Origin of the sequence: Citrobacter sp. Cc139, from assembly GCF_030334645.1 — a bacterium.
Lineage (GTDB): Bacteria > Pseudomonadota > Gammaproteobacteria > Enterobacterales > Enterobacteriaceae > Citrobacter > Citrobacter werkmanii.
This window is the reverse complement of sequence record NZ_JAOWDM010000069.1, coordinates 1-21,470: the sequence shown is the minus strand read 5'-3', so window position 1 is coordinate 21,470 and position 21,470 is coordinate 1. Positions and strand designations below refer to the sequence as shown.

Below are 21,470 nucleotides of genomic sequence, written 5' to 3'. Positions count from 1 at the left end.
CGTTACCCGCTTCCTCTCCCTCCCGGCGTGAATTGATCATCGTCACAAATGGTTACTTCAATTATTACTCTCAAGCTAATGATTCTTTCCTACGCTTAATTGATGACTTTCTCACCAGGGTGCACACTCTTTCCAGTGTTAAGCAATCAAAATGATTAGCTGAATCAGGAGGTTAATAATGTTATCTGGGCAAACGCCAGCACGAGTCTGGAACACCCGCCGCACGGAAAAACAGCGCCGTCTGGCTTCCGTTCCGGTGCAGGGTAAGGTGCTGCCGACCGCAGACCTGACCGCGATGCTGGAAAAACTGATCGCGCCGGGTGACCGCGTGGTATTAGAAGGGAATAATCAGAAGCAGGCAGATTTCCTGTCCCGCATGCTGGCTGAAGTCAATCCGCAGATTGTGCACGACCTGCATATGATTATGCCAAGCGTCGGGCGCAGCGAGCATCTGGATATCTTTGAAAAAGGCATCGCCCGTAAGCTGGACTTCTCCTTCTCCGGTACCCAAAGCTTGCGTATTTCGCAACTACTGGAAGATGGCCAACTGGAAATCGGCGCCATCCACACCTACATCGAACTCTATTCCCGTCTTTATGTTGACCTGGCCCCGAACGTGGCGCTGATTGCCGGTTATAAAGCTGACCGTAAAGGTAACCTCTACACCGGGCCGAGTACCGAAGATACCCCGGCGCTGGTGGAAGCTGCTGCATTCCACGACGGTATCGTCATCGCACAGGTGAACGAGCTGGTGGACGACGAATGCGACCTGCCGCGCGTGGATATTCCGGGTTCCTGGATTGACTACGTCGTGGTGGCTGACAAACCGTTCTTTATCGAACCGCTGTTTACCCGCGACCCGCGCCTGATCAAACAGGAACACATCCTGATGGCGATGATGGCGATTAAAGGCATCTACGCGGAACATCAGGTACAGTCGCTGAACCACGGTATCGGCTTCAACACCGCGGCGATTGAACTGTTGCTGCCAACCTACGGTGAACAGCTCGGTCTGAAAGGCAAAATCTGTAAGCACTGGACCCTGAACCCGCATCCAACGCTGATTCCGGCAATTGAGAGCGGCTGGGTAGAAAGCGTGCACTGCTTCGGCGGCGAGTTGGGGATGGAAGAGTATATCCGCGCCCGTCCGGACATCTTCTTTACCGGTTCCGACGGCTCGATGCGTTCTAACCGCGCCTTCTGCCAGTTGGCTGGCCAGTACGCGGTAGATATGTTTATCGGCTCCACCCTGCAGGTTGATGGCTACGCCAACTCCTCCACCGTGACCCGCGGCCGTCTTTCTGGCTTCGGCGGCGCGCCAAACATGGGTCACGACCCGCACGGTCGTCGTCATGCAACGCCAGCCTGGCTGAATATGATCACCGAACCAGACCCAATGCAGCGCGGTAAAAAACTGGTGGTGCAGATGGTCGAAACTTTCCAGGCGGGCGTGAAGCCAACCTTCGTCGAAAAACTGGACGCGGTTGACGTGGCGAAAGCCTCCGGTATGCCGCTGGCACCGGTAATGATCTACGGCGATGACGTAACCCACGTGCTGACAGAAGAAGGTATCGCCTACCTCTACCGCGCCAAAGATCTTGAAGAGCGCCGTGCGATGGTGGCTGCGGTAGCAGGGATCACCGATATCGGGCTGGGCGTTGACGCTAAGCGCGTTGCCGAACTGCGTCAGAGCGGCAAGGTGGTCTATCCGGAAGATATGGGCATTCGTCGTACCGATGCCACCCGTTCGCTGCTGGCAGCCGGTAGCGTCGCTGACCTGGTGGAATGGTCCGGCGGTCTTTACAACCCACCTGCGAAATTCCGGAGCTGGTAATGAAACTTCTGCCCCAGATTCAGGTTGAAGGCGGTGCCGAGTGGCTGGCGCGAACCGCCACGCAGTGTCTGATTGACGAAGCACGATTAAGCCCGAAACCCGGTCTGGTGGACAGTCGGGGGAACGGCGCGCACCACGATCTTACGCTTTCGCTAATGGAGCGCTCCGCACATAGCCTGACCCCTACGTTTCAGGCGCTGGCGCAGCAAAGCTGGCAGCGTCCAGCGGATATTGCGCTCAGACAAACCATAGGGCGACTCGGCCGTGAGGGCGAGCAGCAGATGATGGCCGCGACCCACGGCGTGAATACCCACCGCGGCGCGATTTGGGCGCTGGGGTTGTTGGTGAGCGCCGTTGCGATGCACGGTGGTGCCGGTGGCGCGCAGCAGATAGCCGCTACCGCAGCGGAACTGGCGAAGCTGCCGGATGACGCAGCGCCGAAGGTGTTCAGCAAAGGGCTTCGCGCGACGCATCGTTATCGTGTACCGGGCGCTCGTGAAGAAGCTCAGCAGGCGTTTCCGCACGTGATGCAGCGCGCGCTGCCGCAACTGCGTTTAAGCCGCCTGCGCGGTAGTAGCGAGACGCACGCGAGGCTGGATGCGCTGATGGCCATCATGACCTCGCTGACCGATACCTGCGTACTTTCTCGTGCCGGGCTGGAAGGGCTTGATGCCATGCAGGACGGCGCGCGCGCCGTGTTGAATGCAGGCGGCAGCGCGCACCCGGCGGGTCAGGCGGCATTAGCGGAACTGGATAGCCAGATGCTGGCGCTAAACGCCTCGCCGGGCGGCGCGGCTGACCTGCTCGCCGCCACGCTATTTCTCGATCGCGTCGAAATCACGTCGAATCGCCGTATTTAAAGCATTAAGAGGATGTTATGGAACACATTACGTTAACCGTACCGGCCAGCCGCACCTTAAGCGGCAAAGCGCTGGCAGGCGTTGTGGGCTCCGGGGATATGGAGGTGTTATTCACCGCCGACCAGGGCCAGACATTAACCATTGATATCACCACTTCTGTCAATAACAGCACCCGCCGCTGGGAAGCGCTGTTCAACCGTCTGCAGACGGTCAGCAGCCTGCCTGCCGGCAAACTGACCATCCATGACTTCGGCGCGACGCCGGGCGTGGCGCGCATCCGTATCGAACAGGTTTTTGAAGAGGTGAGCTATGCGTGATGACCGCAGTTTTATCGAATTAAAAGCACGCCAGCGTGCGCATGCGCTGCTGGATGAAGGCAGCTACCGTGAACTGCTCGACCCATTTGAAGGCGTGATGTCGCCGTGGCTCGGTGCACAGGGCATTGTTCCACAGGCCGATGACGGCATGGTGGTGGCAAAAGGCACCATCAATGGTAAACCGGCCGTTGTTGTAGCGATTGAAGGCGCGTTCCAGGGCGGCAGCATGGGCGAAGTGTCCGGTGCCAAAATGGCAGCGGCGCTGGAGCTGGCGGCGGAAGATAACCGTAACGGCATTCCTACTCAGGCGGTACTGAGCCTGGAAACCGGCGGGGTTCGTTTACAAGAAGCGAACCTCGGTCTGGCGGCGATTGCCGATATTCATGCGGCGATTGTGGATCTGCGTCGTTACACCCCGGTGGTTGGCATTGTGGCCGGTACTGTGGGCTGCTTCGGCGGGATGTCCATCGCGGCGGCGCTGTGTAGCTATCTGATTGTGACCCGCGAAGCGCGTCTCGGCCTGAACGGCCCGCAGGTAATCGAACAGGAAGCCGGGATTGAAGAGTATGACTCCCGCGACCGTCCGTTCATCTGGAGCATGACCGGTGGTGAAGTTCGCTACGAAAGCGGGCTGGTAGAAGCACTGGTCAACGACGGTGTGAACGCGGTGAAAGCCGCCATGAACGAGGCGCTGGCGAAAGGCGTTCCGGCAAAACATCGCACCGATAATTACGACTGGTATCTCGACCGCCTGAGCCATTTTGATACCCGCAAACAGGCCGATTCAGAACAGATTAGAGCGCTCTTCGCCCGGGAGGTGAAATGATGAGTAACGTAATTAGCCGTGGCGAATTATGGCTGGAAACGCTGGCGCCAGGCGCCAAACGTATTGCAGGGCTGTGCCCGTCCGTACAGGCCGCTGATGGCGAGCTGAACGGTGAAAACGTGCGCTTTATCGCCGTCGTTCCGGATGCCCATAACCACTATCCGCGCGCCACTAAAGGTGAAGTCGGTCTGCTGGAAGGCTGGTGGCTTGCGAAAGTCGTCAGCGAAACCATCGCCGCCGATGCCGATAAAGCCGTCAAGCGCCCGATTGTGGCGGTGATTGACGTCGCCAGCCAGGCCTATGGTCGTCGTGAAGAAGGCTTTGGCATTCATCAGGCGCTGGCTGGCGCGGCTGCGGCGTATGCCAATGCGCGTCTGGCAGGCCACCCGGTGATTGGTCTTATCGTCGGTAAAGCGATGTCCGGGGCATTTCTGGCGCACGGCTACCAGGCAAACCGTCTGATCGCCTTCAACGATAAAGGCGTACTGATTCACGCGATGGGCAAAGAGTCCGCGGCGCGCATTACCCTGCGTACCGTTGAGGCGCTGGAAAAACTGGCGGCAACCATTCCGCCGATGGCCTATGACATCAGCAACTACGCCACCCTGGGCCTGCTGGAAAACCTGCTGGATATCAGCAACCCGGATGCCCCATCCGCACAAGACCTGGCGCTGGTGAAAAACACCCTGCAACAGGCCATCAACGACGCGCGTCAGGACCCTACGCTTAAAAGCCGTCTGGGTGCCGACAATCGCCGCAGCTCTGCCCTCGTACGCGAACGCATGCGAGCAAGCTGGTAAGTAAAAAAAGAGACCTGCCGGATGTACGGCTCCGCGGGTGCAGTGACTGCACCCGCGTGGGTCGCTGCATCCGAAAAATAACAATCATCGCGTCAGTGCTACTTCTTTTAAGATTACAGGTGAAATATGACTTACGTAATTGTTCATGCTCTTGCTCCGATTTTCGTCATCATGTTGCTGGGATTCTGGGCCGGGAAGGCCAAAATGGTCGACAACAAGAATGTCTCCCTGCTCAATATTTTCGTGATGGACTTTGCGTTACCCGCAGCGCTGTTTAGCGCCACGGTACAAACGCCGTGGGCCGGTATCGTGGCTCAGTCACCGCTGATTGTGGTGTTGACGCTGGCGATGTGGATTACCTATGCCGCTATCTACTTTATGGCGACCAAAGTTTTCAAGAAATCTCCACAGGATGCCGCCGTGCTGACCCTGACCGTTGCGCTGCCAAACTATGCCGCGCTGGGTCTGCCGATTCTGGGTAGCGTGCTGGGTGAAGCATCTTCAACTTCGCTGTCCGTTGCCGTTTCCATTGCCTGCGGCTCCGTGCTGATGACACCGTTCTGCCTGCTGATCCTCGAGCGTGAAAAAGCGCGTGCTGAAGGCGGTAACTCCGGTTCTACGCTCTCTATGCTGCCGGTACTGATGTGGCGCTCGATTAAAAAACCAATCGTAATGGGCCCGCTGCTGGGGGTTATCCTTTCCGCCATTGGTATTAAAATGCCGGAGCTGGTGCTGGCGGCGATCAAACCGCTGGGTCTGTCTGCTACTGCGGCGGCGCTGTTCCTGACTGGTGTGATCCTCTCTGCGCGTAAACTGCAGATCAATACCGTGGTGATTACTTCCACCATCGCTAAGTTGCTGATTCAACCGGCCATTGCCTGGGGTATCGTGCTGATTTTCGGCCTGCATGGTTCCGTGGCTATCACTGCCATCCTGATGATTGCACTGTCCGCGGGCTTCTTCGGCGTGGTGTTCGGTAACCGCTTTGGCGTGCAGTCTCCAGATGCAGAAGCCGTGCTGCTGTTGAGCTCTGTACTGTGTATCCTGTCGCTGCCGCTGTTTATCTCGCTGACTTCAGGAATCTAAATCATGAGCACAACATTACGTCCACACGATCTTATCTGGCTGAACGCACGCGACGCGCTCGAGGATGTCACGGAATCCTGGGTGGATACCGTCTGGCATAGCGGTCTGCCGGTGGTCGTGCGGCGTGATGTTGATGCGCAGGGGCGTATTCCCGTGGGCGTCCGCGGGATGAAGCGCGACCAGCGCGCCGCCGGTTGGGTGAAAGCGGAGGCGGTCGTTCGCGTCTGCTCGCCGGAATCGCTGGTGGACCCGCAGACGCTGCTGCGTTCGCCCTTTATCTCTCAGCCGCCGCTTCAGGTGGCTTTATTATTGGCCCAGCAGTCGTGGCCGTGGACGTGGGGCATTACCGGGAGTACCGGCTATGCGCTGGCAACCGGGATCCCGGTGATCCATGCGGCAAGCGATCTGGATCTGCTGATCCGCGCGCCTCAGCCGCTCTCCCGACAAGCGCTGGAGAAGTGGCAGCAGCAGCTGACGGGCGGGCTGTGCCGGGCGGATATCCAAGTGGATACTCCGCGCGGCGGCTTTGCCCTTAATGAATGGCTGCGTGATGGAAAAGCATTACTGAAAACCTCGCAGGGGCCGCAACTGGTTCTCGACCCGTGGGGCAGGGAGGAGTCATGAAAATTCTGTTTACCTTCCCGGGGCAAGGGACACAGCACGAAGGTATGCTGCAAAACCTTCCGGGGGCGGAGCTCGCTCAGGCGCGTGAAGTGCTGGGCGCAGAGGTGGATACGCTGGATAGCCCTGAAGCGTTGAAACATACCCGAGCCGTTCAACTGTCTCTGCTGATTGCCGGCGTTGCCTGGGCGCGTGAGCTTGAACGTCGTGGTGTCGCGCCTGATATCCTCAGTGGACTCTCCATTGGCGCGTACCCGGCGGCGGTGGTTGCCGGTGCGCTCGATTTTGCCGATGCGCTGACGCTGGTGGCGCTGCGCGGTGACTTAATGGAGCAAGCATACCCACACGGTTACGGCCTGACGGCGATTATGGGGCTAACGTTAAGTCAGGTGGAAAGCCTGGTGGCAGACAGCGAAACCTATATTGCCAACCTGAATGCCGAAACGCAGATTGTGATTGCGGGTACCGATGAAGCGATGGCGGAAGTGGCAAAACGCGCGATGGCCAAAGGGGCCAGTAAGGCTTCTCGTCTGGCGGTGAGCGTGCCGTCGCACTGTGAACTGCTGGCCGAGCCCGCGCAAAAGCTGGTTGAAGCGTTCAGCCGCGTGACGCTTTCCCGTCCGCGCGATGCCTACCTGAGCGGCAGTACCGGACGCGTGCTGTGGCAGCCGGAGCGTATTGCTGACGACCTGGCGATGAATATGGCACGTACGGTACGTTGGCAGGAGGCGGTGATTTCCGCTAACGAACGTGAAGCGCGGCTGGCGATTGAAATGCCGCCCGGTGGCGTACTGACCTGCCTGACGCGTCAGGCCGCGTGGGAAGGGGAGTCTATTTCTCTGGAGCGCAGCGGCGTCGATGTTGCCGTGCATCTGGCGAAACGCCTTCGTGCGTGATGTGATTGCCCGATGGCGCTGCGCTTATCGGGCCTACGGCTCGCACCTGGTGTAGGTCGGATAAGACGCGAAGCGTCGCCATCCGGCGATTCAGGCGTTCTGGTTCAGCGTCCTGGCGTACATGCGCCCTTCGGCGGCCAGCGCTAACAGGCTTGGGTCGCGCTCGCGGTTGCGGGCAAAGACAATCGCGATAAGCTGCTGCATCTGATAGGGTTCAGCCAGTTTTTGCAGCTTCACGGTATTCTCATACATTTTCTTCATTCGCCCCGGCATTAAACAGAAACCCACCCCTGCCTGTACCAGACTGAGCATGGAGAAGATGTCGTTTACGCGGGTAACGATTTCAGGCTCAAACCCGGCGATATGAAATGCTTCCTGAAAACCGGCGTAGGTGGCAAATCCTTCCGCCAGCGAGACAAATTTCTCATTGCGATAGTGGCGCAGGTCCGCCTTCATGGTGGCGTCCAGCGTAGCTGACATCGGTGCGGCGAGGTAGATATCGTCGTGGAACAGGGGCAGCACTTCGAGGCTGTTGCGGTCGATTTCGCTTTCGGAAATGGAGATGAGGATGGCGTCCAGCACGCCGTCTTCCAGCATCTTCAGCAGCGCTTCGTTGGAGCCCATGGTGAGATCCAGCTCCAGATCCGGGCGGCGCAGCTTCATGCCCATAATCAGGTGCGGTACCGTCTCCAGCGTCAGTGAGTAGAGCGTGCCAACGCGTAAACGGCCCTGACCCACGCCTGCCGTTTTGCGCGCCTCTTCCAGCCCGCGTTCCATCAATTGGGTGACTTCCTGGCAGTACTCCAGCAATGTCCACGCTGCGGGCTGGGCGATAAGATTACGCCCTTTGTGAACGAACAGCGGGCAACGAACGTTCTCTTCCAGCGTGTGTAACGCCCGGTGAACGCTAACGCCGCTGATGTTCAGCGCCTCGGCGGTGCGGGCGATGTTACCCTTCTCCATAAAGGTCATGAAGATGCTCAGCTTGCGGAAGGTAATATCGTTGGTCGTCAGCTGATTCATCATCGTCTTCCCATCGTTAGTCGGCCAGCATCTGTTCGAGTTGTTCCTGCGCATCCAGCCAGGCCATTTCACACTCTTCCAGCCCGGATTTTGCATTCGCTTGCTGCTGCAAACAGGCAGTGAGTTCGGCTTTGCGACTTTGATCGTAGAGTTCGCTATCACCGAGTTTCTCTTCCGCCTGCGCCAACTGCGCCTGTAGTTTCTCCATCTCTTTTTCCAGACGGGTGATCTCTTTGCGCAGCGGCTGCGTCAGGGTGCGGAGTTCAGCTTCGCGACGCTTCTGATCCTTACGCGCCTGGGCGCTGTTCACGCTCTCCTTCGCCGGTTCGTCGCTCTGGTTTTCCTGTTTCTGCACATCGCTCAGCCACTGTTGATAATCTTCCAGATCGCCGTCAAACGGCTCGACTTTCTTGTCGTGCACCAGATAGAGGTCGTCGGTAGTGGAGCGAATCAGATGACGGTCGTGCGAGACCACGACCAGCGCGCCTTCGAAATCGATCAGCGCTTCGGTCAGCGCCTGACGCATATCCAAATCCAGGTGGTTAGTCGGTTCATCAAGCAGCAGCAGGTTCGGGCGCTGCCAGACGATCAATGCCAGCACCAGGCGCGCCTTTTCACCACCGGAGAAGCGGGCGGTCTGTTCGCTGACTTTATCGCCCTGAAAGCCGAATCCGCCGAGGTAGTCGCGCAGTTTCTGCTCCAGTTCCTGCGGCGCCATGCGCGCCAGGTGTTGGATGGGGGATTCATCGGCACGTAAAAACTCCAGCTGATGCTGCGCGAAGTAACCCAGTTTAATGCCTTTGGCGAGACCGATTTCACCGCTGATGGGGGCCAGTTCACCCGCCAGCAGCTTAATCAGGGTTGATTTACCCGCACCGTTACGACCGAGCAGGCCAATGCGTGAACCCGGCACCAGATTCAGTTTGATCGAATCGAGAATGACGCGATCGCCATAGCCAGCGCTGACCTTTTCCATCTTCAATAGCGGGTTTGGCAGGCTTTCCGGTTGACGGAAGCTGAAGTGGAACGGGTTGTCCACGTGCGCCGGGGCAATGAGCTCCATACGTTCCAGCATTTTGATACGGCTCTGCGCTTGCTTTGCTTTGGTTGCTTTAGCGCGGAAACGATCGATATAGCTTTGCAGATGCGCCACACGCTCCTGCTGACTTTCGTACATCGCCTGTTGCTGCGCGAGGCGGGTCGCACGCTGGATTTCAAACGCGCTGTAGTTGCCGGTGTACTCGAACATGGTTTGCTGTTCGATATGAATAATTTTGTCCACCACCGGGTCGAGGAAGTCGCGGTCATGGGAAATCAAAATCAGCGTACCCTGATAGCTTTTCAGCCATCTTTCCAGCCAGATCACTGCGTCAAGATCGAGGTGGTTGGTCGGTTCATCAAGCAGCAGAAGGTCTGAACGGCAAATCAGCGCCTGGGCCAGGTTAAGACGCATACGCCAGCCGCCGGAAAAATCGCTGACCGGACGTTCAAGCTGTTCATTGGAGAAGCCGAGGCCATGCAGCAGGCTTGCCGCGCGTGAGCGTACGGTCCAGGCGTCAATGGCATCCAGCTTGCCATGGACGGTGGCAATAGCGTGTCCATCGTTACGTTCGTTGGCATCGTTCAACTGCGCTTCCAGTTGACGATACTCGCGGTCGCCGTCAATCACGTACTCCAGCGCGGGCTGTGGCAATGCTGGCGTTTCCTGATTCACCCAGGCGAGTTGCCAGTTTCCCGGATAGGTAAATCCTCCGGCGTCAGCGCTGATTTCATTTTTCAGCAATGCCAGCAGAGTAGATTTACCGCAGCCATTTTTGCCCACCAGACCAACTTTCTGCCCTGGATTAATGGTGGCCGTGGCATTGTCCAGCAAGACGCGCACGCCGCGACGAATTTGTAACGATGAGAAAACAATCATAAGGCGCCGTATGTTCAGACTATGTTAATTTATCATTATGATAATGTAATGTGTGGGCCGTTTGCCGCACTGAGACGCCATGGTAGCCCAAAACGTCGAAAATAGACAAAAGACAAAACCGGGAGGGGGATGATGTTCCAGCCAGCGAAAGTGTTGCTGCTGTATGCCCATCCGGAATCTCAGGACTCGGTCGCGAACCGGGTTCTGCTTAAACCGGCCATGCAGCTCAGTAATGTTACCGTGCACGATCTTTACGCGCACTATCCTGATTTTTTTATCGACATTCCGCATGAGCAGGCGCTGCTGCGTGAGCATGATGTGATTGTTTTTCAACATCCTCTCTACACCTATAGCTGCCCGGCGCTGTTAAAGGAGTGGCTTGACCGTGTACTGAGCCGCGGATTTGCCAGCGGTCCCGGAGGGAATCAACTGGCGGGAAAGTACTGGCGAAGCGTCATCACCACCGGTGAACCGGAAAGCGCGTACCGTTATGACGCGCTGAACCGTTATCCGATGAGCGATGTACTGCGCCCTTTTGAGCTAACGGCCGGTATGTGCCGCATGCACTGGATGAGCCCAATCATCGTTTACTGGGCAAGGCGGCAAACGAAGCAGGAGCTGGACAGCCATGCTAAAGCGTACGGTGACTGGCTGGCGAATCCGATTCCTGTGGGAGGCCGCTGATGGAAGGTTCTGATTTATTGACCGCGGGAGTGTTGTTCCTCTTCGCGGCGGTCGCTGCGGTGCCGCTGGCATCGCGGCTGGGTATTGGCCCGGTATTAGGATACTTGCTGGCGGGGATCGCTATCGGTCCGTGGGGATTAGGATTCATTAGCGATGTAGATGAAATCCTGCACTTTTCCGAACTGGGTGTCGTCTTTTTGATGTTCATCATTGGGCTGGAACTTAACCCGGCCAAGTTATGGCAATTGCGGCGTTCAATTTTTGGCGTCGGTGCCGCGCAGGTGATGTTGAGCGCAGTGGTACTGGCTGGCTTGCTGATGCTGACCGCATTCTCCTGGCAAGCGGCAGTGGTCGGCGGCATTGGTCTGGCGATGTCATCGACCGCCATGGCGCTACAGTTGATGCGCGAAAAAGGCATGAACCGCAGCGAATCCGGGCAACTGGGTTTTTCGGTGCTGCTGTTCCAGGATTTGGCCGTAATCCCCGCACTGGCGCTGGTTCCACTGCTGGCGGGGTCTGCCGATGAACATTTTGACTGGATCAAAGTGGGCATGAAGGTGTTGGCTTTCGCCGGCATGTTGATTGGCGGACGCTATTTGCTGCGCCCTGTTTTCCGCTTTATTGCGGGTTCTGGCGTGCGGGAAGTGTTCACCGCCGCTACGCTGCTGCTGGTACTGGGTTCCGCGCTATTTATGGATGCGCTGGGATTGTCGATGGCGCTGGGAACGTTTATCGCGGGCGTGCTGCTGGCGGAAAGCGAATACCGCCATGAGTTGGAAACGGCAATCGATCCCTTTAAGGGCCTGTTGCTCGGACTGTTTTTTATCTCCGTCGGCATGTCGCTCAATCTCGGCGTGCTCTATACCCATATTCTGTGGGTAGCGGCGAGCGTAATCGTGCTGGTGGTCGTGAAGATGCTGGTGCTGTATGTGCTGGCACGACTGAACGGCATGAGAAGCTCTGAACGAATGCAGTTTGCCGGCGTGTTAAGCCAGGGCGGTGAATTCGCTTTCGTGCTGTTTTCAACGGCATCCTCGCAACGATTGTTTCAGGGCGATCAAATGGCGCTACTGCTGGTGACCGTCACGTTGTCGATGATGACCACGCCGCTGGTGATGAAGCTGATTGATAAATGGCTCTCCCGCCAGTTTAACGGCCCGGATGAAGAAGATGAAAAACCCTGGGTGGAGGATGATAAACCGCAGGTCATTGTCGTGGGGTTTGGACGCTTTGGTCAGGTTATTGGTCGCTTACTGATGGCCAATAAAATGCGTATTACCGTCCTGGAGCGAGATATCAGCGCTGTGAATCTGATGCGCAAATATGGCTATAAGGTCTATTACGGAGATGCAACGCAGGTGGATCTGCTGCGTTCCGCGGGGGCAGAGGCGGCGCAATCCATCGTCATTACTTGTAATGAACCCGAAGACACCATGAAACTGGTGGAGCTTTGCCAACAATACTTTCCGCATTTGCATATTCTTGCGCGAGCGCGCGGACGTGTAGAGGCGCATGAGTTATTACAGGCCGGAGTGACGCAGTTTTCCCGCGAAACGTTCTCCAGTGCGCTGGAGTTGGGGCGTAAAACGCTGGTCACGTTGGGGATGCATCCGCACCAGGCTCAGCGCGCTCAACTGCATTTTCGGCGGCTCGATATGCGCATGTTGCGGGAATTGATTCCCATGCATACAGACACGGTACAAATCTCGCGAGCCAGGGAAGCCCGGCGTGAACTGGAGGAAATTTTCCAACGTGAGATGCAGCAAGAGCGGCGTCAGCTGGACGGCTGGGATGAATTTGAGTAGAGGTAATCATGGCAATTCGTAAACGTTTTATTGCAGGCGCAAAATGTCCGTCCTGCCAGGCGCAGGATACACTGGCGATGTGGCGCGAAAATAATATCGATATTGTTGAGTGTGTTAAGTGCGGGCATCAGATGCGGGAAGCCGATAAAGAGGCGCGCGAACATGTTCGCAAAGAAGAGCAAGTGATCGGGATTTTTCATCCGGACTAGCGATATGGCGCAGCTTTTTTTAAGCTAGAGGGTACACGGGTGCAGAATTCCGCTACAATCTGCGCCACTATTCTTTCCATGCTCAGGAGATATCATGAAAGTAGCAAAGGACCTGGTGGTCAGCCTGGCCTATCAGGTACGTACAGAAGACGGTGTGTTGGTTGATGAGTCTCCGGTGAGTGCACCGCTGGACTACCTGCATGGTCACGGTTCCCTGATTTCTGGCCTGGAAACAGCGCTGGACGGTCATGAAGTTGGCGACAAATTCGACGTTGCTGTTGGCGCAAACGACGCTTACGGTCAGTACGACGAAAACCTGGTGCAGCGCGTTCCTAAAGACGTCTTCATGGGCGTTGACGAACTGCAGGTTGGCATGCGTTTCCTGGCTGAAACTGACCAGGGTCCAGTACCGGTAGAAATTACCGAAGTGGAAGACGACCACGTTGTGGTTGACGGTAACCACATGCTGGCTGGCCAGAACCTGAAATTCAACGTAGAAGTTGTAGCGATTCGTGAAGCGACCGAAGAAGAACTGGCTCATGGCCACGTTCACGGCGCGCACGGTCACGACCACGATCATGACCACGGTCACGATGGTTGCTGCGGTGGTCACGGCCACGACCATGGTCACGAGCACGGTGGCGAAGGCTGCTGCGGCGGTGGCGGTAAAGGTAACGGCGGCTGCGGTTGCCACTAATACCCTTCGTCTTTCAACCCACAGCGGTGTTGGCTGCGCTTTCAAATCCCGGTCACATAGTTATCTATGCTCCCGGGACTTCCTCAAGCTTGCCGCCTTGCTGTGATTTGAAATCCTTTGGGTATATGTGAGTAGGCCTGCTAAGCGTTCGCGCCATCGGGCACAAAAAAGCGGGATATCCCCGCTTTTTTTACGTCTTAATAATGCGGCGGTGGGGTCTCTTCGGACTGCGACGCGATGTGGGACGGCTGCGTGGCTTTCAGCTTCTCAGTCAGCAGACGCAGATGATCGCGTAGTTTAGCCATTTCCAGTTCATGCGCAGTTACCGTCACGTTGAGCTCTTCAATGGTGATTTCCTGAAATGCCAGGCGGCTTTCCAGCTCGGCCAGGCGAGTTTCCAATGTTGTATCCTGCATGATTCACCTCTTTCTTTTTTCTCCGGCAGATCGCGGACTGCGGCGAATTCTACTTAACTTTGCCTGTTTGCACAGCACTCAATCTTCGGCAACGAAACTAATTTAAACAAAAAGAGTCTGAAAAGTGGTGATAATAGGGCGTGCCTGTATGTTGATTTGTTCTGCAACGCTTTATAGTACATTTTTATGTTAGATAACCCTGGGGTGAGATGCCCCGGCCCTGGAGATATGGATGAAATCACTGTTTAAAGTAACGCTGCTGGCGACCACAATGGCTGTTGCTCTGCATGCCCCGATCACCTTCGCTGCTGATGCTGCGAAACCAGCCGCTACTGCTGACAGCAAAGCAGCATTCAAGAATGACGACCAAAAATCCGCTTACGCGCTGGGCGCGTCACTGGGTCGTTATATGGAAAACTCCCTGAAAGAGCAGGAAAAGCTGGGCATCAAACTGGATAAAGATCAGCTGATCGCTGGCGTTCAGGATGCGTTTGCTGACAAGAGCAAGCTCTCTGACCAGGAAATCGAACAAACTCTGCAGGCGTTTGAAGCGCGCGTGAAGAGCTCCGCTCAGGCGAAAATGGAAAAAGACGCGGCTGACAATGAAGCCAAAGGTAAAGTTTACCGCGAGAAATTTGCTAAAGAGAAAGGCGTTAAAACCTCTTCCACCGGCTTGATCTACAAAGTAGAGAAAGAAGGTACCGGCGCTGCGCCGAAAGACAGCGATACCGTGGTTGTAAACTACAAAGGTACGCTGATTGATGGTAAAGAGTTTGACAACTCCTACACCCGTGGCGAGCCGCTCTCTTTCCGTCTTGATGGTGTTATCCCTGGCTGGACTGAAGGTCTGAAAAACATCAAGAAAGGCGGTAAAATTCAGTTGGTTATCCCACCGGATCTGGCTTACGGCAAAACCGGCGTTCCGGGTATTCCGGCCAACTCTACGCTGGTCTTTGATGTTGAACTGTTAGACATCAAACCGGCACCGAAAGCCGAGGCGCAGCCAGATGCTGCACCGGCCGATAAAGCTGCAGATAGCAGCAAAAAGTAAGCGAACAGTAACCGCCGCCCACAGGGCGGCGGTTTTTTATTATCGACAGGATATAATTAATACTGGAAAGCGCCTTGTGCGCTGTATTACTTTAGATGCCCCTATAATAGTGATGAGCCTGCCCTGACAACATAACGACAGGCTCCTGAAAAGGAGTGCTTTTTTTCATGTCCAGGTCGCTTTTAACCAACGAAACCAGTGAGCTAGATTTACTGGATCAACGTCCTTTCGATCAGACTGACTTCGATATCCTTAAATCCTATGAAGCGGTAGTGGACGGGTTGGCGATGCTCATTGGTTCCCATTGTGAAATCGTATTGCACTCTTTGCAGGATTTGAAATGCTCAGCTATCCGCATTGCGAACGGTGAACACACGGGCCGTAAAATTGGCTCGCCGATAACCGACCTTGCTTTGCGTATGCTGCATGATATGACGGGTGCGGATAGCAGCGTGTCGAAGTGTTACTTCACACGTGCGAAAAGCGGTGTCTTGATGAAGTCGGTGACGATTGCCATTCGTAACCGAGAGCATCGCGTGATTGGTCTGCTGTGCATCAACATGAACCTCGATGTGCCATTCTCGCAGATAATGAATACCTTTATCCCACCGGAAACCCCGGAAGTGGGCTCTGCCGTGAACTTTGCTTCTTCAGTCGAAGATCTGGTCACCCAGACGCTGGAATTCACGATCGAAGAAGTGAATGCCGATCGCAATGTATCCAACAATGCGAAAAACCGCCAGATTGTCCTGAATCTGTATGAGAAAGGTATCTTCGATATTAAAGATGCGATTAACCAGGTCGCCGATCGGCTGAATATCTCCAAGCACACGGTCTACCTCTATATTCGCCAGTTCAAAAGCGGCGATTTCCAGGGGCAAGACAAGTAATGCGCTTTACCATCATGGTGACGGGACCTGCTTATGGTACACAGCAGGCGAGTAGCGCGTTGCAATTTGCCCACGCGCTACTCAAGGAAGGGCATGAGTTAAGCAGCGTATTTTTCTATCGTGAAGGTGTGTATAACGCCAACTTCCTGACTTCGCCCGCCAGCGATGAGTATGATCTGGTACGAGCCTGGCAACAGCTGAACCAACAACATGGCGTGACGCTAAATATTTGCGTTGCAGCGGCGTTGCGTCGCGGCGTTGTTGATGAAGCTGAAGCAAAGCGGCTTGGGCTGGCAGCTGCTAATCTACAATCAGGTTTTAATCTCAGCGGGCTGGGTTCGCTGGCTGAGGCGTCCCTGACCTGCGATCGCGTGGTGCAGTTTTAATGAAACGGGTTGCTTTTGTCTTTTCTACCGTGCCGCACGGCAGCGCATCCGGCCGTGAAGGGTTAGATGCCTTACTGGCGACATCTGCGCTAACGGAAGGTCTCGGCGTGTTTTTTATCGGCGATGGCGTGTTCCAGATCCTCCAGGGTCAACAACCGGATGTCGTTCTGGCTCGCAACTATATCGCAACGTTCAAGCTGTTGGAGTTGTACGATATCGATCAATGTTGGCTTTGTGCCGCCTCATTACGTGAGCGGGGTCTTCAGCAGGGTGTTAATTTTGTGGTTGATGCCACGCCGTTGGAACCTGAAGATTTGCGCCGTGAGCTAGGTAATTATGACGTCATTTTAAGGTTTTGAGACTCTCATGCTGCACACACTACACCGCTCCGCGTGGCTTACTGATTTCTCCTCTCTTCTTCGCCTGATTGAAAAAGACGATGAGCTTTTACTGCTCCAGGATGGCGTGACTGCCGCAATAGAAGGAAGCCGTTTCCTTGAAAGTCTGCAAAATGCCTCCATTAAGGTCTCTGTACTGGAAGAAGACATTAAAGCTCGCGGGTTAGATGGTCAAATTTCAGACAGTGTCGTCAGGGTTAGCTATACTGACTTCGTCAGACTTACGGTGAAGCATCCCAACCAGATGTCCTGGTAATTGCGGGATCGTTGTATATTTCTTGACACCTTTTCGACACCGACCTAAAATTCTGCGTCCTCATATTGTATGAGGTCGTTTTATTACGTGTTTACGAAGCAAAAGCTAAAACCAGGAGCTATTTAATGGCAACAGTTAACCAGCTGGTACGCAAACCACGTGCACGCAAAGTTGCAAAAAGCAACGTGCCTGCGCTGGAAGCATGCCCGCAGAAACGTGGCGTATGTACTCGTGTATATACTACCACCCCTAAAAAACCGAACTCCGCACTGCGTAAAGTTTGCCGTGTTCGTCTGACTAACGGTTTTGAAGTGACTTCCTACATCGGTGGTGAAGGTCACAACCTGCAGGAGCACTCCGTGATCCTGATCCGTGGCGGTCGTGTAAAAGACCTCCCGGGTGTTCGTTACCACACCGTTCGTGGTGCGCTTGACTGCTCCGGCGTTAAAGACCGTAAGCAATCACGCTCCAAGTATGGCGTGAAACGTCCTAAGGCTTAATGGTTCTCCGTTAAGTAAGGCCAAACGTTTTATATTAATGTCAAACTAAACTCGTAGAGTTTTGGACAATCCTGAATTAACAACGGAGTATTTCCATGCCACGTCGTCGCGTCATTGGTCAGCGTAAAATTCTGCCGGATCCGAAGTTCGGATCAGAACTGCTGGCTAAATTTGTAAATATCCTGATGGTAGATGGTAAAAAATCTACTGCCGAAACTATCGTATACAGCGCGCTGGAGACCCTGGCTCAGCGTTCTGGTAAAAACGAACTGGAAGCTTTCGAAGTAGCTCTCGAAAACGTGCGCCCGACTGTCGAAGTTAAGTCTCGCCGCGTTGGTGGTTCTACTTATCAGGTACCAGTTGAAGTCCGTCCGGTCCGTCGTAATGCCCTGGCAATGCGTTGGATCGTTGAAGCTGCTCGTAAACGCGGTGATAAATCCATGGCTCTGCGCCTGGCGAACGAACTTTCTGATGCTGCAGAAAACAAAGGTACTGCAGTTAAGAAACGTGAAGACGTTCACCGTATGGCAGAAGCCAACAAGGCGTTCGCACACTACCGTTGGTAATCCCTTCGGAGTTTTAGTCACCAGGCGGGCGCTTCCAGTAAGCAGCCCGCTTTGGGCTACTTAAATTGAACGCCTAAAAGATAAACGAGGAATCAAATGGCTCGTACAACACCCATCGCGCGCTACCGTAACATCGGTATCAGTGCGCACATCGACGCCGGTAAAACCACTACTACCGAACGTATTCTGTTCTACACCGGTGTAAACCATAAAATCGGTGAAGTTCATGACGGCGCAGCCACCATGGACTGGATGGAGCAGGAGCAGGAGCGTGGTATTACTATCACCTCCGCAGCGACTACTGCATTCTGGTCTGGTATGGCTAAGCAGTATGAACCGCATCGCGTAAACATCATCGACACCCCGGGGCACGTTGACTTCACTATCGAAGTAGAACGTTCCATGCGTGTGCTTGATGGTGCAGTAATGGTTTACTGCGCAGTTGGTGGTGTTCAGCCTCAGTCTGAAACCGTATGGCGTCAGGCAAACAAATATAAAGTTCCGCGCATTGCGTTCGTTAACAAAATGGACCGTATGGGTGCGAACTTCCTGAAAGTTGTTGGTCAGATCAAAACCCGTCTGGGCGCGAACCCTGTTCCGCTGCAGCTGGCGATTGGCGCTGAAGAAGCGTTCACCGGTGTTGTTGACCTGGTGAAAATGAAAGCCATCAACTGGAACGAAGAAGATGCAGGCGTAACCTTCACTTATGAAGATATCCCGGCTGACATGCAGGAACTGGCTGACGAATGGCACCAGAACCTGATCGAGTCCGCAGCGGAAGCTTCAGAAGAGCTGATGGAGAAATACCTGGGTGGTGAAGAACTGACTGAAGAAGAGATCAAAAAAGCTCTGCGTCAGCGCGTTCTGAACAACGAAATCATCCTGGTAACCTGTGGTTCTGCATTTAAGAACAAAGGTGTTCAGGCGATGCTGGATGCGGTAATTGATTACCTGCCATCCCCAGTCGACGTACCTGCGATCAACGGTATTCTGGACGACGGTAAAGATACTCCGGCTGAGCGTCACGCTAGCGATGATGAGCCGTTTGCTGCTCTGGCATTCAAAATCGCTACCGACCCGTTCGTGGGTAACCTGACCTTCTTCCGTGTGTACTCTGGTGTGGTTAACTCCGGTGATACCATCCTGAACTCCGTGAAAACTGCACGTGAGCGTTTTGGCCGTATCGTTCAGATGCACGCCAACAAACGTGAAGAGATCAAAGAAGTTCGCGCGGGCGATATCGCTGCTGCAATCGGTCTGAAAGACGTGACCACTGGTGACACTCTGTGTGACCCGGATCACCCGATCATTCTGGAACGTATGGAATTCCCTGAGCCGGTAATCTCCATCGCGGTAGAACCGAAAACCAAAGCTGACCAGGAAAAAATGGGTCTGGCTCTGGGCCGTCTGGCTAAAGAAGACCCGTCTTTCCGCGTATGGACTGACGAAGAATCTAACCAGACTATTATCGCTGGTATGGGTGAGCTGCACCTCGACATCATCGTTGACCGTATGAAGCGTGAATTCAACGTTGAAGCGAACGTCGGTAAACCTCAGGTTGCTTACCGCGAAGCGATTCGCGCGAAAGTTACCGATATCGAAGGTAAACACGCTAAGCAGTCTGGTGGTCGCGGTCAGTACGGTCATGTTGTTATCGACATGTACCCGCTGGAGCCGGGTTCAAACCCGAAAGGCTACGAGTTCATCAACGACATCAAAGGTGGTGTAATTCCTGGCGAATACATCCCGGCCGTTGATAAAGGCATCCAGGAACAGCTGAAATCTGGCCCGCTGGCTGGTTACCCGGTTGTTGATCTGGGCGTGCGTCTGCACTTCGGTTCTTACCATGACGTTGACTCCTCTGAGCTGGCGTTTAAACTGGCCGCTTCTATCGCCTTCAAAGATGGCTTTAAGAAAGCGAAACCAGTTCTGCTTGAGCCTATCATGAAGGTTGAAGTAGAGACTCCGGAAGAGAACACCGGTGACGTTATCGGTGACTTGAGCCGCCGTCGTGGTATGCTTCGTGGTCAGGAATCCAACGTCACTGGCGTTGTTATCCATGCTGAAGTTCCGCTGTCTGAAATGTTCGGATATGCAACCCAGCTGCGTTCTCTGACCAAAGGCCGTGCTTCTTACTCCATGGAGTTCCTGAAGTACGACGATGCGCCGAACAACGTTGCTCAGGCCGTTATTGAAGCCCGTGGTAAATAAGCCACAGGATTAAAACCTAAGTCCCGTGCTCTCTCCATAGGGGAGAGCACTATAGTAAGGAATATAGCCGTGTCTAAAGAAAAATTTGAACGTACAAAACCGCACGTTAACGTCGGCACCATCGGCCACGTTGACCACGGTAAAACTACCCTGACCGCTGCAATCACCACCGTACTGGCTAAAACCTACGGCGGTGCTGCTCGTGCATTCGACCAGATCGATAACGCGCCGGAAGAAAAAGCTCGTGGTATCACCATCAACACTTCTCACGTTGAATATGACACCCCGACTCGCCACTACGCACACGTAGACTGCCCGGGCCACGCCGACTATGTTAAAAACATGATCACCGGTGCTGCGCAGATGGACGGCGCGATCCTGGTTGTTGCTGCGACTGACGGCCCGATGCCGCAGACTCGTGAGCACATCCTGCTGGGTCGTCAGGTAGGCGTTCCGTACATCATCGTGTTCCTGAACAAATGCGACATGGTTGATGACGAAGAGCTGCTGGAACTGGTAGAAATGGAAGTTCGTGAACTTCTGTCTCAGTACGATTTCCCGGGCGACGACACTCCGATCGTTCGTGGTTCTGCTCTGAAAGCGCTGGAAGGCGAAGCAGAGTGGGAAGCGAAAATCATCGAACTGGCTGGCTTCCTGGACTCTTACATCCCGGAACCAGAGCGTGCGATTGACAAGCCGTTCCTGCTGCCTATCGAAGACGTATTCTCCATCTCCGGTCGTGGTACCGTTGTTACCGGTCGTGTAGAACGCGGTATCATCAAAGTTGGTGAAGAAGTTGAAATCGTTGGTATCAAAGAGACTGCTAAGTCTACCTGTACTGGCGTTGAAATGTTCCGCAAACTGCTGGACGAAGGCCGTGCTGGTGAGAACGTTGGTGTTCTGCTGCGTGGTATCAAACGTGAAGAAATCGAACGTGGTCAGGTACTGGCTAAGCCGGGCTCTATCAAGCCGCACACCAAGTTCGAATCTGAAGTGTACATCCTGTCCAAAGACGAAGGCGGCCGTCATACTCCGTTCTTCAAAGGCTACCGTCCGCAGTTCTACTTCCGTACTACTGACGTGACTGGCACCATCGAACTGCCGGAAGGCGTAGAGATGGTAATGCCGGGCGACAACATCAAAATGGTTGTTACCCTGATCCACCCGATCGCGATGGACGACGGTCTGCGTTTCGCAATCCGTGAAGGCGGCCGTACTGT

General features: G+C 54.8%; 24 protein-coding genes. 21 read left to right on the top strand and 3 right to left on the bottom strand.

Annotation, left to right across the window (positions count from 1 at the left end; genetic code table 11):
- Nucleotides 1–178 precede the first annotated feature (178 nt).
- The 8 genes from mdcA to mdcH all read left to right on the top strand — a co-directional run bounded on the left by mdcA (nt 179) and on the right by mdcH (nt 7,240).
- Nucleotides 179–1,834 (top strand): malonate decarboxylase subunit alpha, encoded by a 1,656-nt coding sequence (gene mdcA, locus OGV69_RS04790; RefSeq protein WP_038634792.1) that lies wholly within the window; start codon nt 179–181, stop codon nt 1,832–1,834.
- Nucleotides 1,834–2,694, top strand: a complete 861-nt coding sequence (locus OGV69_RS04785) for a triphosphoribosyl-dephospho-CoA synthase (RefSeq protein ID WP_069323816.1) — start codon at nt 1,834–1,836, stop codon at nt 2,692–2,694. The genes mdcA and OGV69_RS04785 overlap by 1 nt, the downstream gene beginning before the upstream one ends.
- Before the next feature lie 17 nt (nt 2,695–2,711).
- Nucleotides 2,712–3,011, top strand: a complete 300-nt coding sequence (mdcC, locus tag OGV69_RS04780; RefSeq protein ID WP_069323817.1) for a malonate decarboxylase acyl carrier protein — start codon at nt 2,712–2,714, stop codon at nt 3,009–3,011.
- Entirely contained in the window at nt 3,004–3,837 is an 834-nt protein-coding gene (locus OGV69_RS04775; protein ID WP_038634789.1) for a biotin-independent malonate decarboxylase subunit beta, read from the top strand. Before mdcC ends, OGV69_RS04775 begins: the two co-directional genes overlap by 8 nt.
- Nucleotides 3,837–4,637 (top strand): biotin-independent malonate decarboxylase subunit gamma, encoded by an 801-nt coding sequence (mdcE, locus tag OGV69_RS04770; protein WP_069323819.1) that lies wholly within the window; start codon nt 3,837–3,839, stop codon nt 4,635–4,637. The genes OGV69_RS04775 and mdcE overlap by 1 nt, the downstream gene beginning before the upstream one ends.
- A 126-nt stretch (nt 4,638–4,763) precedes the next feature.
- Complete coding sequence (locus OGV69_RS04765) at nt 4,764–5,723, top strand: AEC family transporter (RefSeq protein ID WP_069323820.1); 960 nt, start codon at nt 4,764–4,766, stop codon at nt 5,721–5,723.
- 3 nt (nt 5,724–5,726) lie between these two features.
- Nucleotides 5,727–6,347, top strand: coding sequence for a malonate decarboxylase holo-ACP synthase (locus OGV69_RS04760; protein ID WP_069323821.1), 621 nt, complete (start codon nt 5,727–5,729; stop codon nt 6,345–6,347).
- Complete coding sequence (gene mdcH, locus OGV69_RS04755) at nt 6,344–7,240, top strand: malonate decarboxylase subunit epsilon (RefSeq protein ID WP_069323822.1); 897 nt, start codon at nt 6,344–6,346, stop codon at nt 7,238–7,240. The genes OGV69_RS04760 and mdcH overlap by 4 nt, the downstream gene beginning before the upstream one ends.
- A gap of 90 nt (nt 7,241–7,330) precedes the next feature.
- On the opposite strand, the gene OGV69_RS04750 is transcribed toward mdcH, so the two are convergent.
- Together OGV69_RS04750 and OGV69_RS04745 are read right to left on the bottom strand one after the other, a co-directional pair.
- Entirely contained in the window at nt 7,331–8,263 is a 933-nt protein-coding gene (locus tag OGV69_RS04750) for a LysR family transcriptional regulator (protein ID WP_069323833.1), read from the bottom strand.
- 16 nt (nt 8,264–8,279) lie between these two features.
- The gene (locus tag OGV69_RS04745) at nt 8,280–10,181 is read right to left on the bottom strand and encodes an ABC transporter ATP-binding protein (protein ID WP_069323823.1); all 1,902 of its coding nucleotides are present in this window, start codon (nt 10,179–10,181) and stop codon (nt 8,280–8,282) included.
- Between the two features lie 132 nt (nt 10,182–10,313).
- On the opposite strand from OGV69_RS04745, the gene kefG reads away from it, so the two are divergent.
- The 4 genes from kefG to slyD all read left to right on the top strand — a co-directional run bounded on the left by kefG (nt 10,314) and on the right by slyD (nt 13,576).
- Nucleotides 10,314–10,865 (top strand): glutathione-regulated potassium-efflux system ancillary protein KefG, encoded by a 552-nt coding sequence (gene kefG / locus OGV69_RS04740; RefSeq protein ID WP_003023629.1) that lies wholly within the window; start codon nt 10,314–10,316, stop codon nt 10,863–10,865.
- Nucleotides 10,865–12,670 (top strand): glutathione-regulated potassium-efflux system protein KefB, encoded by a 1,806-nt coding sequence (gene kefB / locus OGV69_RS04735; protein ID WP_038634774.1) that lies wholly within the window; start codon nt 10,865–10,867, stop codon nt 12,668–12,670. Before kefG ends, kefB begins: the two co-directional genes overlap by 1 nt.
- An 8-nt stretch (nt 12,671–12,678) precedes the next feature.
- Complete coding sequence (locus OGV69_RS04730; protein WP_016154768.1) at nt 12,679–12,879, top strand: YheV family putative zinc ribbon protein; 201 nt, start codon at nt 12,679–12,681, stop codon at nt 12,877–12,879.
- A 94-nt stretch (nt 12,880–12,973) separates the two neighbouring features.
- Nucleotides 12,974–13,576, top strand: coding sequence for a peptidylprolyl isomerase (slyD, locus tag OGV69_RS04725; protein WP_006687368.1), 603 nt, complete (start codon nt 12,974–12,976; stop codon nt 13,574–13,576).
- Between the two features lie 197 nt (nt 13,577–13,773).
- Here the strand turns inward: slyD and OGV69_RS04720 are convergent, their stop codons facing one another.
- Nucleotides 13,774–13,992 (bottom strand): protein SlyX, encoded by a 219-nt coding sequence (locus OGV69_RS04720; RefSeq protein WP_038634770.1) that lies wholly within the window; start codon nt 13,990–13,992, stop codon nt 13,774–13,776.
- Between the two features lie 232 nt (nt 13,993–14,224).
- Between OGV69_RS04720 and fkpA the strand changes: the two genes are divergently transcribed.
- From fkpA to tuf, 9 genes are all read left to right on the top strand, one after another.
- Nucleotides 14,225–15,043, top strand: coding sequence for an FKBP-type peptidyl-prolyl cis-trans isomerase (fkpA, locus tag OGV69_RS04715; protein ID WP_038634767.1), 819 nt, complete (start codon nt 14,225–14,227; stop codon nt 15,041–15,043).
- 167 nt (nt 15,044–15,210) lie between these two features.
- Nucleotides 15,211–15,933 (top strand): helix-turn-helix transcriptional regulator, encoded by a 723-nt coding sequence (locus OGV69_RS04710; protein WP_003023643.1) that lies wholly within the window; start codon nt 15,211–15,213, stop codon nt 15,931–15,933.
- On the top strand, nt 15,933–16,319 hold the full coding sequence (tusD, locus tag OGV69_RS04705; RefSeq protein WP_069323824.1) for a sulfurtransferase complex subunit TusD: 387 nt from the start codon (nt 15,933–15,935) through the stop codon (nt 16,317–16,319). Before OGV69_RS04710 ends, tusD begins: the two co-directional genes overlap by 1 nt.
- Nucleotides 16,319–16,678 carry a sulfurtransferase complex subunit TusC gene (tusC, locus tag OGV69_RS04700; RefSeq protein ID WP_038634761.1) on the top strand — a complete coding sequence of 120 codons (360 nt, stop codon included), beginning with the start codon at nt 16,319–16,321 and terminating at the stop codon, nt 16,676–16,678. Before tusD ends, tusC begins: the two co-directional genes overlap by 1 nt.
- Nucleotides 16,679–16,685: 7 nt before the next feature.
- The gene (gene tusB, locus OGV69_RS04695) at nt 16,686–16,973 is read left to right on the top strand and encodes a sulfurtransferase complex subunit TusB (RefSeq protein ID WP_038634759.1); all 288 of its coding nucleotides are present in this window, start codon (nt 16,686–16,688) and stop codon (nt 16,971–16,973) included.
- Between the two features lie 125 nt (nt 16,974–17,098).
- On the top strand, nt 17,099–17,473 hold the full coding sequence (gene rpsL, locus OGV69_RS04690; RefSeq protein ID WP_003023654.1) for a 30S ribosomal protein S12: 375 nt from the start codon (nt 17,099–17,101) through the stop codon (nt 17,471–17,473).
- Nucleotides 17,474–17,568: 95 nt separating this feature from the next.
- Nucleotides 17,569–18,039, top strand: coding sequence for a 30S ribosomal protein S7 (gene rpsG, locus OGV69_RS04685; protein WP_003023657.1), 471 nt, complete (start codon nt 17,569–17,571; stop codon nt 18,037–18,039).
- A gap of 96 nt (nt 18,040–18,135) precedes the next feature.
- Complete coding sequence (gene fusA, locus OGV69_RS04680; RefSeq protein WP_038634754.1) at nt 18,136–20,250, top strand: elongation factor G; 2,115 nt, start codon at nt 18,136–18,138, stop codon at nt 20,248–20,250.
- 69 nt (nt 20,251–20,319) lie between these two features.
- A partial coding sequence (tuf, locus tag OGV69_RS04675; RefSeq protein ID WP_286469143.1) for an elongation factor Tu occupies nt 20,320–21,470 on the top strand: 1,151 nt, incomplete at its 3' end.